The 18,040-nt window shown below is 39.6% G+C and carries 15 protein-coding genes and 1 pseudogene; 11 read left to right on the forward strand and 5 right to left on the reverse strand.

Going from position 1 to position 18,040, the window contains the following annotated elements; genetic code table 11:
- Positions 1–419 (forward strand): ATP-binding cassette domain-containing protein (locus tag DD627_RS05500; RefSeq protein WP_260274616.1); only part of this gene is annotated, 419 nt, incomplete at its 5' end.
- 434 nt (positions 420–853) lie between these two features.
- Complete coding sequence (locus DD627_RS05505; RefSeq protein ID WP_260267470.1) at positions 854–1,894, forward strand: zinc-dependent alcohol dehydrogenase family protein; 1,041 nt, start codon at positions 854–856, stop codon at positions 1,892–1,894.
- A 58-nt stretch (positions 1,895–1,952) separates the two neighbouring features.
- Here the strand turns inward: DD627_RS05505 and DD627_RS05510 are convergent, their stop codons facing one another.
- Entirely contained in the window at positions 1,953–2,525 is a 573-nt protein-coding gene (locus tag DD627_RS05510) for a histidine phosphatase family protein (protein WP_198145825.1), read from the reverse strand.
- 73 nt (positions 2,526–2,598) lie between these two features.
- Between DD627_RS05510 and DD627_RS05515 the strand changes: the two genes are divergently transcribed.
- The 3 genes from DD627_RS05515 (at position 2,599) to DD627_RS05525 (ending at position 4,650) form a co-directional block, all read left to right on the forward strand.
- Positions 2,599–2,826 carry a MerR family transcriptional regulator gene (locus DD627_RS05515; protein ID WP_260274608.1) on the forward strand — a complete coding sequence of 76 codons (228 nt, stop codon included), beginning with the start codon at positions 2,599–2,601 and terminating at the stop codon, positions 2,824–2,826.
- A gap of 195 nt (positions 2,827–3,021) precedes the next feature.
- The gene (locus tag DD627_RS05520; RefSeq protein WP_057784244.1) at positions 3,022–3,291 is read left to right on the forward strand and encodes an ACT domain-containing protein; all 270 of its coding nucleotides are present in this window, start codon (positions 3,022–3,024) and stop codon (positions 3,289–3,291) included.
- 15 nt (positions 3,292–3,306) lie between these two features.
- Positions 3,307–4,650, forward strand: a complete 1,344-nt coding sequence (locus DD627_RS05525) for a PFL family protein (RefSeq protein ID WP_260274609.1) — start codon at positions 3,307–3,309, stop codon at positions 4,648–4,650.
- A gap of 55 nt (positions 4,651–4,705) precedes the next feature.
- On the opposite strand, the gene DD627_RS05530 is transcribed toward DD627_RS05525, so the two are convergent.
- The 3 genes and pseudogenes from DD627_RS05530 to DD627_RS05540 all read right to left on the reverse strand — a co-directional run bounded on the left by DD627_RS05530 (position 4,706) and on the right by DD627_RS05540 (position 9,069).
- On the reverse strand, positions 4,706–6,340 hold the full coding sequence (locus DD627_RS05530; RefSeq protein WP_260274610.1) for an APC family permease: 1,635 nt from the start codon (positions 6,338–6,340) through the stop codon (positions 4,706–4,708).
- 18 nt (positions 6,341–6,358) lie between these two features.
- Positions 6,359–7,024, reverse strand: coding sequence for a histidine phosphatase family protein (locus DD627_RS05535; protein WP_260274611.1), 666 nt, complete (start codon positions 7,022–7,024; stop codon positions 6,359–6,361).
- A gap of 189 nt (positions 7,025–7,213) precedes the next feature.
- A pseudogene (locus tag DD627_RS05540) lies at positions 7,214–9,069 on the reverse strand (cation:proton antiporter domain-containing protein).
- A gap of 280 nt (positions 9,070–9,349) precedes the next feature.
- On the opposite strand from DD627_RS05540, the gene helD reads away from it, so the two are divergent.
- From helD to DD627_RS05565, 5 genes are all read left to right on the forward strand, one after another.
- Positions 9,350–11,644, forward strand: coding sequence for an RNA polymerase recycling motor HelD (helD, locus tag DD627_RS05545; protein ID WP_260274612.1), 2,295 nt, complete (start codon positions 9,350–9,352; stop codon positions 11,642–11,644).
- Between the two features lie 21 nt (positions 11,645–11,665).
- Positions 11,666–12,592, forward strand: coding sequence for a type I pantothenate kinase (coaA, locus tag DD627_RS05550; protein ID WP_068806794.1), 927 nt, complete (start codon positions 11,666–11,668; stop codon positions 12,590–12,592).
- Between the two features lie 256 nt (positions 12,593–12,848).
- Positions 12,849–14,402, forward strand: a complete 1,554-nt coding sequence (guaA, locus tag DD627_RS05555; protein ID WP_057784230.1) for a glutamine-hydrolyzing GMP synthase — start codon at positions 12,849–12,851, stop codon at positions 14,400–14,402.
- 180 nt (positions 14,403–14,582) lie between these two features.
- Positions 14,583–15,176: a type IV toxin-antitoxin system AbiEi family antitoxin domain-containing protein gene (locus DD627_RS05560; RefSeq protein WP_260274613.1), complete on the forward strand. Its 594-nt coding sequence runs from the start codon at positions 14,583–14,585 to the stop codon at positions 15,174–15,176.
- Positions 15,173–16,030 carry a nucleotidyl transferase AbiEii/AbiGii toxin family protein gene (locus tag DD627_RS05565; RefSeq protein WP_260274614.1) on the forward strand — a complete coding sequence of 286 codons (858 nt, stop codon included), beginning with the start codon at positions 15,173–15,175 and terminating at the stop codon, positions 16,028–16,030. The genes DD627_RS05560 and DD627_RS05565 overlap by 4 nt, the downstream gene beginning before the upstream one ends.
- Before the next feature lie 298 nt (positions 16,031–16,328).
- On the opposite strand, the gene DD627_RS05570 is transcribed toward DD627_RS05565, so the two are convergent.
- On the reverse strand, positions 16,329–16,871 hold the full coding sequence (locus tag DD627_RS05570; RefSeq protein WP_260267479.1) for a TetR/AcrR family transcriptional regulator: 543 nt from the start codon (positions 16,869–16,871) through the stop codon (positions 16,329–16,331).
- Between the two features lie 157 nt (positions 16,872–17,028).
- Here DD627_RS05570 and DD627_RS05575 point away from each other — a divergent pair, with 157 nt between their 5' ends.
- A complete protein-coding gene (locus tag DD627_RS05575; RefSeq protein ID WP_260274615.1) occupies positions 17,029–17,952 on the forward strand; it encodes an SDR family oxidoreductase in 924 nt (307 codons plus the stop codon).
- The last annotated feature ends 88 nt before the right edge of the window (positions 17,953–18,040 follow it).

Genomic DNA, 18,040 nt, shown 5'->3' on the forward strand with positions numbered 1-18,040 from the left:
CCATGATTTCATACTACCTTCATTTCTTTGAAGCATATGTTAATAAAAAATTGAATTTAAACACTATGTTAGGAAAACAATTTGATGGTGGGGTTGATCTGTCAGGTGGCCAGTGGCAAAAAGTAGCAATTTCACGAGCTTTTATGGCAAATTCAAATATTCTAATTTTAGATGAGCCGACTGCTTCGCTAGATCCGCGTAGTGAGTTCGAAATTTATAAAAGCTTTATTAAAATGACAGAAAATAAAACTGTTTTTTTTATAACTCATCGAATGTCGGCAGTAAAATTAGCAGATAAAGTATTAGTATTGAAAAACGGAAAAATTGTTGGGTTTGCACCACATAGTGAGCTAATGGAAGAAAATAAGTATTATGCTGACTTATATAACTTACAAGCCAAATCGTTTCAGAAAGATTAATTTAATAGCGGTGAAAAAATGGTAATAGATAATGTAGGTTAAAATACTGGTGTGAGAAAAAATAGCAAGTGGCCCGTGGTTCACAAGTGATTTTATTAAGAACACGTATTGATTTTTTATTTTTATAAAGTGAATTATGTGATGTATAGAAGAGTATATTGTGCTCTTCTATTTGTTTATTTTTTTCAATTTTTCAATCACGGTGGCTTTGATATTGAAATTCTATTTAATCATTTTCTTGAAACGAAAAAATAGTTACTTTTATAAGATTTTTCTGAAATCATGAGATGTTTTCCTGATTCACGGAGGTTTTGACCAAGTTCTTGATTTAAAGCAAAGAAAAAAAATAAAATTAACTTGCCTTGAAGTGCACTCCAAGGTTTATGCTTATGATGTTGAGTAATAATTAAAAAAATATTTAGGAGATGGATTCTTTGAAAGCAGCAGTATTTATGGAACCTGGCAAAATGGAAGTTCATGAGGTTGATAAACCTAAAATTGAAAAGCCATCCGATGCTTTAATTAAAATTGTCCGCGCTTGTGTGTGTGGTTCTGATTTATGGTGGTACCGTGGTATTTCCAAACGGGAAGCTAATTCTTTAGTTGGTCATGAAGCCATTGGGGTAGTTGAAGAAGTTGGCGCAGATGTTTCTGATATTAAAGCCGGCGATTTCGTAGTTGTACCATTTACCCATGGTTGTGGTCATTGTGCCGCATGTTTAGCTGGATTTGATGGGGACTGTTTGAATCAAGAAGCTGGTGGTAATGGCGGCTATCAAGGCGAATATTTACGTTACACCAATGCCAACTGGGGATTAGTTAAAATTCCTGGCAAACCTGCTGATTATTCAGATGAACAATTAAACTCACTTTTAACTTTGGCTGATGTCATGGCAACTGGTTATCATGCCGCTGCCAGTGCCGAAGTTAAAGAAGGCGACACAGTAGTCGTCATGGGCGATGGTGCGGTTGGTTTATGTGGCGTAATTTCCGCTAAGCTGCGCGGGGCAAAACGCATTATTGCGATGAGCCGTCATGAGGATCGTCAAAAATTAGCGCGTGAATTTGGTGCAACCGACATCATCCCAGAACGTGGTGATGAAGCTGTCAAAAGGGTAATGGAATTAACTGGCAGTGGTGCTGACGCCGTTCTTGAGTGCGTGGGTACAGAACAATCAGTTGATACAGCCGTTAAGGTTGGCCGCCCGGGAGCTGTTGTTGGCCGGGTTGGTGTCCCTCAAAAAGCTGAAATGAATACGAATAATCTGTTCTGGCGTAACATTGGTTTACGTGGAGGGATTGCCTCTGTCACAACAGATGATAAAAATATTTTGTTGGATGCTGTTTTAAGCGGCAAGATTAATCCTGGCAAAGTGTTCACAAAGCGCTTTGATTTAGACCATATTCAAGATGCTTATGAAGCAATGGACAAACGGACTGCAATCAAGTCTTTATTGGTTATTAGCGAAGGTTAAATGAAAAATCATCCTTATTCTCATTGTGAGAGTAGGGATGATTTTTTTTGTGTTTGTTTTAAAATTCGCGAATAACCTTAGCCAATTGAAACTTGCCTTGGTCAAAATGGTAAACAAAGATTGCACCATTTGGGAAGCCCTTTGCAAGTTCTTCAGTTGGATCTTGTAGCATACGTAGGAAGTTGAAACACGCCCCGCTATGCGACACAGCTAATACTTGGTTATTGTCTGGCTTAGCCATAATTTTGGTGAGACACTTCAGCATGCGTTGACCAACTTCATTTGAAGATTCACCGCCATAGGGAAGGAAAAAGGTTTCAAAATCTTTTGGTGCTTTAGGGCTCAAATATTCTGGTTCACCTTCAAAAACGCCATAGTTCTGTTCTTTGAGAGCTTTCACGCGCTGATACCCAAGCCGATTTTGCAAAATAAGTTCGGTCGTATCACAGCACCGTTCTGAAGTGGAACTATAAGCATGATCTAAGGAAATATTTTTAAAAAAATCACCTAGTTTTTTGGCCTGTGCCACACCATTTTCAGTTAAAGGTGAATCACACCAACCTTGAATTTTATTTTGGATATTGAATAAAGTTTCACCATGCCTGACCAAGTACAAAGTTTTCATCATCATTATCCTCCCTAATTGTTTTCGTTATTGTAAATTCTACTACTTGAAGTATACTTCAAGTCAAGAGGTGAAAAAATTGAAAATTGATGCAGTGGCACAGCAATTTAATATTTCGACAACCACGATTCGCTATTATGAACGTGAAGGGCTGTTAGGACCTGTCAAACGTGTGAACGGCATTCGTGAATTTGAAGCGACTGATCTTGATCGCATTGATTTTATTTTATGCGTGAAGGCATGTGGGATGACCCTGGCCAGATTAAACATTTTTTGGCAATTTATCAGCAGGGGGATGCAACAGTAGCCGAAAGATTAACTATTCTCCAAGATCAATTGGTTCAATCTGAAGAAAAAGTAAAGCAATTAAAGCAGTCGATGAAGCATTTAAAAATTAAAATTGAAGACGTTAAAGCTTTGATGTAACGCTATTTATAAAAATGTCAATTTGGCAACTAATCAATTAAAATAAATCATATCAAATATAAAAGGTGGCCTTTTTATGCGTGCAGTATTAACCGTGGTTGGACAAGATAGAGTTGGAATTGTGGCGGGTGTTAGCCAAGCTTTGGCAGAATTAAAGTTTAATATTGTTGATATGAGTCAAACTATCATGGAAGGAAATTTTACGATGATGCTGGTATGTGAGTTGCCGGCGACAAAGATGGATTTTGAATCGGTTCGTAACCAGTTAAGTAAATTGGGTCAACAATTAGGTGTGCAGATTCGGATTCAACGTGAAGAAATTTTCGACGCAATGTACAAAATTTAATGGAGGTGCCGTAATTTGGAAACTAACCAAATACTTGAAACAACACGAATGATCGACGAAGAAAACTTGGATATTCGGACGATTACGATGGGCATCTCTTTATTGGATTGTATTGATCCGGATATTGAACAGGCCTGCAACAAAATTTACAAAAAAATTACCACAAAAGCTGCCAATTTAGTTTCAGTTGCCAACGAAATTGAAGCTGAATATGGTGTGCCCATTATTCACAAACGTATTGCGGTCACACCAATCAGTATTATTGGAGCAGCCACCAATGCAACAAACTACTTACCATTTGCTCAAGCGCTTGATCGGGCGGCTAATAAAGTTGGTGCTAACTTTATTGGCGGATTTTCAGCTTTAGTTCAAAAGGGCTATCAAAAAGGAGACGAGATTTTAATTCACTCCATTCCGGAAGCTTTAAGCAAAACGGAATTTGTCTGTGGCTCGGTTAATGTCGGGTCTAGCAAATCTGGTATCAACATGGATGCGGTTCGAGATATGGGAGAGGCAGTCAAAGCTGCTGCAGCGTTGTCGCCTTTAGCACCAGCCAAATTAGTCGTGTTCGCGAATGCAGTTGAAGATAATCCCTTTATGGCAGGGGCTTTTCACGGTGTAGGCGAAGCAGATGTGGTGATCAATGTGGGAGTTAGCGGACCAGGAGTGGTCAAACGGGCATTGGAAAAGGTCAAAGGAGAACCTTTTGACGTGGTGGCAGAAACAATCAAAAAGACCGCCTTTAAAATTACGCGTGTCGGCCAATTAGTTGGGCACATCGCTTCAGATCGACTAGGTGTACCGTTTGGCATTGTTGATTTATCATTGGCACCAACACCAAAAGTCGGTGATTCTGTTGCCCGAATTTTGGAAGAAATTGGGGTGGAAACTGTTGGAACTCATGGCACTACCGCTGCGTTAGCAATGTTAAATGATGCGGTTAAAAAAGGTGGCGTCATGGCTTGTAATCAAGTTGGTGGATTGTCTGGAGCCTTTATCCCCGTGTCCGAAGATGAAGGGATGATCGCCGCAGCTACCAGTGGTGCGTTGAATTTAGAAAAACTGGAAGCAATGACGGCTGTTTGTTCAGTAGGCTTGGACATGATCGCCATTCCAGGTGACACGCCAGCTTCGACGATTTCTGCCATGATTGCAGATGAAGCTGCAATTGGTATGATTAATAATAAAACTACGGCAGTTCGGGTAATTCCTGCAGTCGGTGCCAAAGTTGGTGACAACGTAGAGTTTGGCGGTTTGCTTGGTAATTCACCAGTAATGCCAGTTAATACGGCTTCATCCGCAGATTTCATTGCGCGTGGAGGTCATATTCCAGCACCAATTCATTCATTTAAAAACTAGCGTACGCAAAAAAGACACCCTTAAAGGTGTCTTTTTGCGTTATAAACAAATAGCTTTAATCGTTCACTGAATGATTACGGGTAATTAATTTGAACACGATTTGATAAACAATGATAAACAAAACCACGTTTAGTGCCCAAGAAAGAATTGAAATGGCGATGCCGGCGTTGGTCAAATGTTGGGCTAAGAAAAAGCCAACGATGACAAACACGATCAAAGCCAAAGGTGTGGACAACCAAGCCTGTTTAGCGAGGTGTTCACGGCCAATTTTAGCCATGTAAGGCAAAACGGCTGAAAGGGCAATAAAGATAATTGGTATGACAATGTTTAACGTTAATTCTTTTGTATATAAAACAGTTCCGGGAGTGGCATCGGTTGGTCGAATTCCCATTACAGAGAAGACCAAGGTGATAACTAAACACCAGAGACCCACTAACCAAGCAAATTTATCGTTTTTGATAAAGCGGTATTCTGAAGGATAATCCTTACTTTTAGCACGAATGCGCATGAAAGCATAGAATACAAAACTTGTGACAAATGGCGAAACAATTCCGTTAATATTTAGTAACCAGTTGAACATGTCATTGATGCTTGGTAGCCAGTTACTCAAGAACAAAACTAGTGAAACGATGGCAGTGGTCAACCAGTAACCATTGATTGGTAGGCCGTCATCGTTGAGTTTTGTAATGCGTTTTGGCAAGTATTTCTTGGAAACATTAGAAATAAAGATTCGGGTGCTGGCATCCAAAATTACGGCTAGCTGAGCACACATATAAATAAATTGTGCCACCGCAAAGATGTACATCAAAACGTTACCCATGCCAAATTGTTTTCCAAGGGCTTGGAAGGCGTAATAAGAGCCATTCATCTTCAAATCATAGGGTAAATGATGGGCATTGAAGAAGACACCTAATGAGAAGGATCCAAACACGGTGAGGAACCCAGTCATAATCAACAACATCATCATGGCCTTTGGAAAATCACGATTACCGTGTTTCATTTGTTTAACATAAGGGCCTGCCAATTCTGCACCGTTAATGGCAAAGATCAATAATCCAAATGTGGAAAGAAAATGACCATTAATTTTTGGGATGAAGGCACTTAAATTGAAAGGTTGGGTTTCAATATGACGGCCATGCATCAAAGCCCCAACTGTCATCAAGACGAACAAGATTGTCATAACAAACATTGCGCCACCACCGATAGTACTCATGATTTCCAAGGACTTGTTTTTGAATAAATGCTGGAACCAGATGAAGCCAAGGAAAATAATTGCAGTGAAAATGGCAAACATAAATGTTGACATGTACTTGTTTAAATCACCGTTACCTTTGACTAACCAACTGATGGAAACCACCACAGAGTTGGCAACATCGACTACGTAAGGTAAGCCGGCAATCCAGTAGAGAAAGGCGACCATGTAGCCAGCAAGATCACCATTCGTGGAGCGAATCCATGAAGATAAGCCACCGCCTTCGTTTTGAAAGGCGGAACCCAGCTGGCCAACCATCATTTCGTAAGGCCAAACGAACAGAAGTAACATGATAATCCAAGTTGTGACGATTGCCAAACCTTGATTATGGAAGTTGTAAATTAAATCATCGAAACCGATAACGGTCACGAAATCCATCAGGGCCACCACTGGCCAGCTGATGAAGTGCTTATTTGTGTCTAGGGGCGAGTTTTTCATTTTTAAATTCTCCTATTTTTAATTAATTATTTTCTCTATCTGATTAAAATAATCAACAGAAATTTGAGAATCCTTAATGGTTAATTTTGTGACGCTACCGTTGCTGGGACTGGTTGTAATATCCATGTCTGGTGCATAGCGAGCCACAATGCTGCGAATGGTTGTGCCATGAGAGACGACCAAAATCTTATCTTGATCCTGACTGTGAGTCTTTAAATAATTAAAGCCCTTATCCAATCGTTTCCAAAAATCTTGATGATCCTCAGCGTCGTGGAAGGGATCGGCAGCTTTCACGGCATTTTTAGATTCACTAATATCGTGATTCATCAAAAAATCGTGAAAGTTGTGGGCCTTGCTAATTGGTTTCAGAACTTGGAACCACGTTTGCGCAGAATCAGCGCCTTCAAAATAACCATAGAATTCTTCTCGAAACTCTGGTAATTGTTTTACAGTGAGTCCGGGAGATTTATTACTATGGACAATTGTGTTGGCTGTGTTAAATGCTCGCGTGGTGTCGCTCGAGTAAGCAGCAGTGAATGGAATGTTTGCCAAACGCTGACCTGTTACTTTAGCATCCTGCCAACCTTGTTCAGTTAATGGCGAATCAGACCAACCTTGCATCCGGTTATACCGGTTGAAAAAAGTTTGACCATGACGCACAAAATAAACTTCGACTGTTTTCATATCTATTCTCCTTTCTCGTTTATGTCCGAAAGCTATTGTATCACAGGCCATGACTGTAGTTATAGCCTTTTTTTGTGTTTAATATGAGCTGATTTAATAAGAATCATGCTATAGCTGTAAGACATCGCTTACAAAAAATAAGACAACTTTCAGCTAGAACTCTGAAAACTGTCTTATTGGTAACGAGAATTAATTCATTTTTCCCAATTCACGCCGAATTTCTTCGGTATCATTCTTATTGCCAGTAAAAATAAGGCGATCATTTAGCTCAAGTTGGGTTGAACCGACTGGCCGAATTAGGTGACGATTACGAAAAATCTGACTGATGGTAATTTTATTAATAAACGACAGATTCTTTATTTCCATTCCCGTATATTTTCGATTTCGGACCTGAACTTCAAAAATGGCATTTTCTGTTTCATTCAAAAGCAGCATGGTCGATGGTGTTTCGATTAAACCGCGGAGCATGGCAATGTTGACTTCTGGCGTGTTGTAGATTTCAATGCCGAGGTCACGAAGCTGTTTTTCGTGTTCGCTTAACAAGTTGCGATCTTCAAAGCGCACAATGACGCGCCGAATCCCATAAGCTTTTGCGGCTTTGGCAATTTCGTAGTTTTCTTGCGCACGGAAATGGCCAACCACTAAAATGTCAGTATCAAATACCCCTTGTTTAATAAGTTCTTCAGCATCTAAACTTGCCAATAGGTGCGCGTTAATTTCACTGTTATAGGTTCGAAAATTCTTTTCATTATCTGTGTACATTTGAATATCGTACCAACCCTGAGTGAGTTGCTGGGCAACTGGCACTGTGAAAATATTGGTCCCAATGAAGTGAACGATCTGTTTTTTGAGATCTTCCGGCTCAGGTTTATAGGTCTTACTAAAAATTAATGGTGAAACGATACATGTCAAAACGGCGGCTAACAGAAAGGCGCCGGACTGATGAGCGTTGATGGTGTGCATGTTTTTGGCTACTTGCAAAATTGCCACAACCATCGTAATGGTGGCTGTCGACAAACTCGTTCCGGCAACGGCGTTCATATTTTTAAACCGTAATTTCAAAATTGGATAGATCGCAAGTTTGGCAATGATGTAAGCAAGAAAGAATAAGGGAATCAACGTCAAAGCTTGAGGATCACTTAGCAAAGTGCGTAGTTTCAACCCGATGCCACTCATCATGAAAAAGATCGGGATAAAAAATCCGTAGCCGATCGAATCTAGTTTATCTTTTGTGTTTTCACTTGGGCGTAACAACTTGAGAATAATGCCAGCAATGAAGGCACCCAAAATGTTTTCAGCACCCACTGAAGAAGCGACAGTGACCATGGCTACGATGAGGAAAAAGGCTAGCCGAATATCAAGCTGGGTCGTGGATTTATTAATTTGTTCGAAAAAGTTGAAAAAGAATTTGAAACGCCGTAGCAAAAATACGGCCACGACAATAATTAAAAGTAACAACCAGAGACTTTTACTGCTGTCACCAAAAAACGAGGCGTAGAAGGTTAACCCTAACATGGGAATCACTTCGCCTAACACAGCGATGAGAAGCACCGTTTGTCCGAAAGCTTTACTCAGCAATTCATTTTCTTTCAAAGTCGCGATGACAATGCCAAGCGAGATGGTCGCAAATAAAATGGCTGCCAGCCAAAAGTCAGAAAAAAGATTTGTCCATTTAAAAATACCAGCGAGACCTAATGAAATGCCGATAATGGTTAAGTAGGCAAGTGTGGACAACAGAATTGGCGACCAGCGTGAATTTTGGGCCGCATTTTTTGTGCGAGTGGTGAAAGCTCAGTTGGGGATTTTTTAAATAAATCGAAATTAATTTCCATACCACTTAAAAATAGTAAAATGATCACGCCGATATCAGATAATTGGTTTAAAATTCCGGTAGTGTGGACCACGTTTAACAAACTGGGGCCTAAGACGATGCCAATAATAATTTCCACAACCGCGGTAGGTAAGAAGGTGATTTTAAACCGCGCCATTAACATTGGGGTAATTAAGGCGGCAAATAGCATAATGAGTAACGAAACTTGATTCATGGTAAAGTTCCTCCATCCGAACATAATGATTGGAGTCGGGATAGCACAAGTTATTTCGACAAACAATATTTTTGACGATTTCCACACTAACATTCTGAGTAATTTAATAGGGTGGCTGATAATTGACTTATTATATAGGAAGTAGATTGATTGAGTTGTAGGCAAAAGAGTGGTATCATGTTTACTTAATTTATTAGATTTTTTTGCGGCAAAATTGCGCGCATGAAGTTTCCAATTTTTGTGTCACTTATCGTCACAACAAGTAATTTGGAGGGGTTTCATGACAGATTCAATTCAAAAGTACGAACAGGCACATCTGGACGAAGTAATTGCCAAGATCCAACAGGCCATTCAAAAGGCTACCAAAGATGTGACCACAGCGGAGACTGACTCCAAAGCGATTGATAAAAACTTTAGTAATGAAGTTCGAATGAATACCAGTACGTATTCTGGAATGATGGATACGGCGATTTCTGTGCGCCAACAACAGCAATTGTTGTCAGAACGTCAAAATAGTTGGCGCCATGCGAGTCAGCAATTAGATGTTTTGAAACGTTTAGAAAAGCGTCCTTATTTTGCCCGCATTGATTTTCATGAAGAGGGCGAAAAAAGCGACGAAACCATTTATATTGGTCTCGGATCATTTTCAGATACGCCTGAACATTTTTTGATTTATGATTGGCGAGCGCCAATTTCAAGTGTGTACTATGACGGCAAACTAGGCAATGTGTCCTATGAAACACCAGATGGTACACAAGAAGTGAACGTCAAATTAAAACGGCAATTTACTCTTGAAAATGGGAAAGTCGTCACGATTTTTGATACCGATGAAACTATCGGCGATCAAATGTTGTTAAATGCGTTGGGCAACTCTTCTGATACCAAGATGAAAAGTATTGTTTCCACAATTCAAAAAGAACAAAATCAAATTATTCGTGATACACATTCTGATCTGTTATTTGTGCAGGGAGCTGCCGGATCTGGTAAAACAGCGGCTATTTTGCAACGGGTAGCCTACTTACTTTACCGCTACCGAGGCAATTTGAACGCTAGCCAGGTCATTATGTTTTCACCAAACCAAATTTTTAATGACTATGTCGATCAAGTGCTACCTGAACTTGGCGAACATAATATGGTTCAGATGACTTATTATCAATTTACAAAACGCCGTATCCCGAACATGGAAGTAGAAACGTTGCAACAACGTTTTGAAGGCCGAACAGATCCAGTTTCCAAGAAGATTCGCCGTCTAGAAAACAGCCTGGTTTACTTTAATGCGGTCACTAAATATGGCAAACATTTGGAAACAGCGGACATGAAGTTCCGTAACCTCATGTTTAGAGAAAAGCCATTTGCAGATCAAGATAAATTACATGATATTTACTACAGTTTTAATGAAAACTACCATTTAGGAAACCGTTTAGATGCGACCAAAGAAACTTTATTGAAATCTTTGAATCATCGAATTGGCGGTGAAGTTCGTTCTAAATGGGCGGAACAAGCTGTTCAATCCCTAAATCATGAAGATCTGGAAAAACTGTATGGTGGCGAGCCACGAGAGTTTGATGATAGTGATAAAGAGTTTAAATTCTTGGCCCGGAAATTAGTTATCCAAGCACTTCAACCAGTTCGTAACGCAATTGTGCACAATCGTTTTCTCAATATTAATGCGCAATACGTGCACTTTTTGCGCAGCGTTCCTCATTTAGTGCGTTTAGATAAGTTTGGCTTAACGGCATCCGATTGGCGGACCTATGTAGATGAAACGATTGAAGGCCTGAAGAAACATGCCATCTCCCTGAATAACACTTCAGCTTACCTCTATTTGTATGATTTAATTGTGGGTAAAAAGGGTGAACGGGATATGCGTTACGTGTTTATTGATGAAATTCAAGATTACACAGCCTTCCAGTTGGCTTACTTGAAGTTCAACTATCCACGAGCTAAGTTCACGTTGTTAGGGGATTTGAACCAGTCAATTTACAGTAATGAAAATACAACGACCTTGCTGGCAGAACTTTCCACAATGTTTGATAAGGATAAGACCCGTGTGATTCAACTTGAGAAGTCTTACCGTTCAACACAACAAATTACAGACTTCACTAAAGAAATTTTGACAAACGGTGAGGCAATTGAAGCCTTTCAACGGGAAGGTGAGTTGCCAGTAGTTAGCGTAAAATCGAAGGCAAGGGACGCAATTAACCGTGTGCAACACCAACTCCGTCAAAACGAAAAAGACGGCGAATCAACTGCTATTATTGGCAAATCAGTAGCTGCATGTGAAGAGATTACTAACGGCTTGCGTGAAGCTGGCGAAAAAGTGACGTTAATTCGAACTGAAAATCAACGTTTAGCTGAAGGAATTGTCGTCGTGCCATCTTTCTTAGCTAAAGGACTTGAGTTTGATGCAGTGATTGTTTGGGATGCATCTGACGCCGCTTACCATGATGAAGATGAACGGCAGTTGCTGTACACCATTTGTTCTCGAGCAATGCATCGTTTAACAATTGTGGCAACTGAAAAGATGTCACGTTTGTTGGACCGGGTGGGTGCCAAACTGTATACCTTGGAATAATGAGTCATTGAGGAAATAAAAATGGTAGAAGAAGATCAAAGTTACTATCGATTTTTAAAAGATGATTGGAAAAAATTAGCTCCTGAAGCAAAATTACCGCTATCAAGTCAGCAACTGAAGGCGATTAAAGCGTTAAATGATCGTATTTCTTTGCAGGATGTGCAGGATATTTACGTGCCATTAGTTCACCTGTTAATTAAGAAATTCAGAAGCTTTCAAGCGTGGCAAGCTACGAAAACCGATTTTTTGGATTTACCTGAAAAACGCGTACCATTTGTGATTGGCATTTCCGGAAGCGTGGCCGTTGGTAAAAGTACGACGGCACGTTTGCTTCAAGTGTTGCTGACTAATTTCTTTCCGAAATTACATTCTCAGTTAATTACCACCGATGGGTTTCTGTTTCCTAATGCTGAATTGGAAAAACGAGGAATTCTGGATCGCAAAGGTTTTCCAGAAAGTTATGATATGCCGAGCCTCTTAGATTTTATGGGCGCCGTCAAAAACGGCCAGGCCAGAATTCAGGTTCCACTATACTCGCATCAAAGCTACGATATTGTCCCGGGCAAGTTTGAAACGGTGGATAATCCGGATATCTTGATCGTTGAAGGAATTAACGTCTTACAGTTACCTTCCAATCAAACCATTTATATCAGTGATTTCTTTGATTGGTCCGTGTATGTGGATGCGGATCCAGAGTTAATTGAAAAATGGTTCTTGGAACGATTCGGAATCTTGTTGGATACCGCATTTCATAATCCAGAGGACTACTATTATGAATTTGCGCAATGGCCCCGACAAAAAGCTTTTGCGGAAGCCAGGAAAGTTTGGGAGAGTGTGGATCTGCCTAATTTGGATGAATTTATCCTCCCAACGCGTTCCCGTGCCAATCTGATTTTGCATAAGGTTGAACATCATGCAATGGATGCCGTTTATTTACGGAAATATTAGTGTTTAGTAAGCCAGTTTGGAATAATTGCATTTCAAACTGGCTTTACTTTAAGCTTTATTATAGATAGAATTGACGTAGATGTTTTGTAACTTAACTTTTAAAAAAATTTATAGAGTAAACGTGCCAAAAATAGCAGCTTCTTCCGCTTAGCCACGATACTCAAACGATTCCAAAAGCGAATCATTCGAGTATCTAGGCTATGCTCAGAAGCTAAACGCTATTTTTGACACTCTCTCTAATCATGAGGTGAACAACTTGGCTAATTTAGATTTGTCGCAATTCGACAAAATCATTGTTTTAGATTTCGGAAGTCAGTACAACCAACTCATCACACGCCGGATCCGTGAATTTGGCGTTTACTCCGTTCTCCTTTCCCACAACATCACCGCGGATGAGATTCGGAAAATCAACCCCAAAGGGATCATTTTTTCCGGTGGCCCTAACAGTGTCTACGATGACGACGCTTTTCGTGTTGATCCTGAAATTTACAAACTTGGCATTCCCATTCTTGGAATTTGTTACGGCATGCAGCTCATGGCTTACAACCTTGGTGGGAAGGTCGAATCAGCCGATAACCGTGAATACGGTCATGCTGACATCGATGTGACTGACGCCCAAACACCTTTATTCAAAGGCTTACCAAGTCACCAAACCGTTTGGATGAGTCATGGTGATTTAGTCAAACAAGTTCCTGATGGTTTCACTTCAGTTGCCACCAGCAAGAACTGTCCCATTGCTTCCATTGAAGATCCTAAACGGAAATTCTATGGCATCCAGTTTCATGCGGAAGTTCGCAATACCCAGTATGGCAATGAAATTCTGAAACACTTTGCTTTTGATGTCTGTGAAGCGAGTGCCAACTGGTCAATGAATGATTTCATCGATTTACAAATCAAAAAGATTCGTGAAGAAGTCGGTGATCGTAAGGTCTTACTTGGCCTTTCTGGTGGCGTGGATTCCAGTGTTGTTGGCGTGTTATTGCACAAAGCCATTGGCAATCAGTTGACCAGTATTTTCGTAGACCACGGCCTGTTGCGTAAAGGTGAAGCTAAACAAGTGATGGATAGCTTGGAAGGCAAGTTCGGCTTGAACGTTGTCAAAGTTGACGCTCAAAAACGTTTTATGGACAAACTGGTCGGTGTTTCTGATCCTGAAAAGAAACGTAAGATTATTGGTAACGAATTTATTCAAGTGTTCAATGATGAAGCTCAAAAGCTTGATGGTATTGATTTCTTGGCACAGGGAACTTTGTACACTGATGTGATTGAAAGTGGCACGGATACCGCGCAAACAATTAAGTCTCATCATAACGTGGGTGGCTTGCCAAAGGATATGCATTTCACTTTGATTGAACCCTTACGGACTTTGTTTAAAGATGAAGCTCGTGATTTGGGTGAGAAATTAGGGATGCCATCCGATTTAGTTTGGCGTCAGCCATTCCCAGGTCCCGGTTTAGGCATTCGGGTTCTTGGTGAAATTACTGAAGATAAATTAAACATTGTGCGTGATAGTGACTGGATTTTACGTGATGAAATCAAAAAGGCCGGTTTAGACCGTGATATTTGGCAATACTTTACAGTATTACCAGGCATCAAGAGTGTCGGTGTCATGGGCGATGGCCGAACTTACGATTACACAGTTGGCATTCGTGCTGTGGACTCAGTTGATGGAATGACGGCAGACTTTGCCCGCATTCCTTGGGATGTCTTGCAAAAGATTTCCGTTCGCATCGTAAACGAAGTCGATCATGTTAATCGCATCGTGTACGATATCACGAGCAAGCCACCAGCAACAGTCGAGTGGGAATAAAAAATTATTGATATTAAAGCAGCTTCTAGCATTGTATTACATGAAGCTGTTTTTGTTTTCTAATAGTAATTGAAGACAGATAGCATATTACAATTTTAGAAACTATAAAGCATTTTATCCGTTTCATACTCACAGCATGCTATAATGTGAGTATAAAACGGATTTTTTGAGGTGAATCGAATGAGTCAACAATCTGAAATTATTAAATACTTAAATGAAAATGGCGGTCAAATGACATCCAGAGAGGCCAGTTCAATGGGAATATCACCTAGAGTACTTCGAAATATGTATGCTCATGGGCAACTCGAAAGATTGGCACCAGGGGTGTATATTGATCCGGTTGAATTTGGTGACGATATTGCTGCATTACAATACCGTCTTTCGAAAGGCGTTTTTTTTAAGGATACTGCATTGTTCCTTTATGGAATGATTGACCGCACGCCAAGTATCTATGAAATGAATTTTCCATTGCCTTATGCATATAGTACTAAAACAGACGCACCAATAAAAATTTATCGGCAGAAAAAGGAATTTTTTGAGATTGGCATAACAACAACTGAAACTCCAGGGAAGCATGTGGTTAAAGTTTATGATGTCGAGCGTACTTTGTGTGATATTTTGCGAACACGGGATCGATCCGACGCCGAAACGATCAAACAGGCGATGAATAATTACGCGAAAATGCGAGGAAAAAATATACCCAAATTAACTGAATATGCGGATATATTTAAAGTAAGGGATGAAATTCAAAAATATATGGAGGTTCTCCTATGAAGTTAGATTTTTCTGATAAAAAGCAATTTTTGGCCAAAATTAGAAAAAAGGCCAGTCAAAGAAAAATTAGTCCGCAAATTCTTTTACAAGAAGTTGTTTTAGATGATATTTTAGATCGAATTGCACATTCGGAATATCGGGATAACCTTGTCCTTAAGGGCGGTTTTTTAATTGCGTCGTTGATCGGAACGGATACACGTTCAACACGAGATATTGATACTTCAATTGTTGGATTACCAGTTACTAAAGAAACTATGAAAAAAGTGTTTGAAGACGTTTGTGCCATAGAATTACCCAATGACATTATTCAACTAACAATCGTTAAATTGGATGATATTCGTGAGGATGATGAATACAGTGGCTATCGAATGCATGTGAAAGCTAAAGTCTATTCGTCAGTTGTCAATGTCAAAATTGATATTTCAACAGGCGATGTTATTACTGAACGTGCAATTATCTATGGCCATAAGCTGTTACTCGAAGACAGAACAATTCAAGTTATGGCTTATAACCTAGAAACGATTGTTGCAGAAAAACTTGAAACAATCGTTAATCGTGCGTTTTTCAATACACGGTTGAAGGACTATTATGATTTGTATTTATTTGATCGGCAAAGCGTTAAGTTCATTGATTTTGATTTACTTAGAAAAGCCATTTATGCAACTTCAGAAAATCGCGGAACAAGTGCTAAAATTGGTGACTATGTTAAAACTATAAATACTCTCAAGCTCGATTCAAATTTAAGTCAATTGTGGCAAGCCTATCAGGAACGGAATAATTATGCAAAAGGAATCTTATTTGTGGATACTTGTGATGCGGCAATTGATCTTACGAAAAAATCTGGAATTGGATAGTAAACACGATTTGTGGTTGCTGACAAAATTTTTAAAATATGATGTAATTGAAATTATCTGTGACAAAGGTGAAGATCACATTGTTTACGATATCACGAGCAAGCCATCAGCAACAGTCGAGTGGTAATAAGCTGCCAAGTTAACTTGGTGGTGGACGCCGATATTTAGACTTCCTAACTTAAAACAGTAGTTTAAAATCATATAAATTAATATGGTTTCCAGGCAAAATTTATTTGCATAAAATGCTAAAAGCTCTGAGGTTGCAGGGCTTTTTTTGATGTTACGATTTTTTTCTAGATCAGTACCTATAGATGCTACCCGACATCATCTTGTAAGAAATCCGAGTGAGTTCTTCCTGGTTAGGGAGGTCATGTTCCTCTATATACTTTTGAGTCAAACTACATAGACCTGCCGCCATAAACGAGACAGCATAGTTTTTCTCGTCATTAACCAGATTGATAAAACTTTGTTGGCATGCAGACATGGCTTGAGAAATTAGTTTATTTAGTAAGTCATTCAAGTCGTTATCCATGATCATTTGCAGTTGCGCGTAATTAGATACTACAAATTTACTAAACCGATCGCTGATTTCTTCTAATGTCATATCTGATGTGTCATCATCTTCAGGCTGCTTTACATACGGCGCGTGCTCTAACTGATAGAGTAAGATATTTTGTTTGTTGCCGAAAAGCGAATAAAACGTTTGCCGTGAGATACCGGAGTGATTGCAAAGTTCACTAATGGAGATATCCTTAAAGTTTTTCTCTTTTAATAAAGCCGTTAGTGAATCTAATAACATTTGTTGTGAATTTAAAGCTGCTGGATTTTTTCCTTGATACACTGACAAAACCTCCCTAATGTCTAACTTTTCCTAATAACATTGACAGTGTCAACTCTTGCTAGTAGTATAACTTAAACACTGACATTGTCAAACTTGAATAGTGTTTCTACAAAACGGTCATGAGATTTTCAAAACAGATTAGGAAGAAGTTAATACAATGAATGAGAATAGTCAAAAGTTATTTTTAGTTACCGGAGCCACAGGAATCCAAGGTGGCGCGGTGGCCGATGAGGCTTTAAAACAAGGATTCAAGGTGCGTATTCTAGTCCGGAACAAAGCTAAAGCGAAAGCGCAAGAGCTGATTAAAAAGGGTGCAAAAGTCGTTATTGGCGACTTCGATGATCCTGTTTCCCTAGACAATGCGATGCAGGATGTTGACGCCGTATTTTCTGTACCGATTTCTGGTGTGGATACGGTGAGAAATGATCGCGAGCGTAAGCAGTCTCTGGCGTTGATTCATAGCGCAGTGAAAAATAGCGTCGAACAATTTGTTCACACTTCTGTTGCTGCCACCAGTCGATACAAAGAATTTCCAAAATGGGGGACCGGATATTGGTTTGAAAAGTACTGGACCGATAAATGGGATATTGAAGAAGCAGTTCGTTCCGCTGGTTTTGCAGAATGGACGATCTTGAAGCCGGCCGCGATGATGGAAAACTTCACTGAGAAAGTTGAGTCCATGTATCCGCGATTTAAGCAGGGAGAGATTAGAACAGCAGTGTTAGCAGATACGCGTATCGATCATATTGCGATGACGGATGTTGCGAAGTTTGTAGTTGCGGCCTTTGCTGATCCGAAAATGTTTAATCATCAAAGTATTGAATTAGCGGCAGAATCACTGTCCTATAGCGAAATTGCTGCAACTATTTCAGCGGTAACTGGTAAAACGCTTAAAGTTGTCACGCTTAGTCCTGATGAGGCATTAGCAGAGGGTATGCATATTTATAGTGTCCGTGGTGATGAGTGGAATAATACAGTTGGATATAATGTTAATATTGATCTATTAAAAAGTTACGATATTAAATTAACTTCATTCAAGGAGTTTGCCGAGAAGAATAAGAAACAATTCAAAATTGGCTAATAAACTAATGAATGATTATTAAATCAACGAAATAATTATTATTGATTTAGATAAATTTGGTACTGATCGGAAATTGCAAGAACAAGTT

Source organism: Pediococcus sp. (assembly GCF_003533255.1).
In the GTDB taxonomy this organism is placed as follows: Bacteria; Bacillota; Bacilli; order Lactobacillales; family Lactobacillaceae; genus Pediococcus; species Pediococcus parvulus.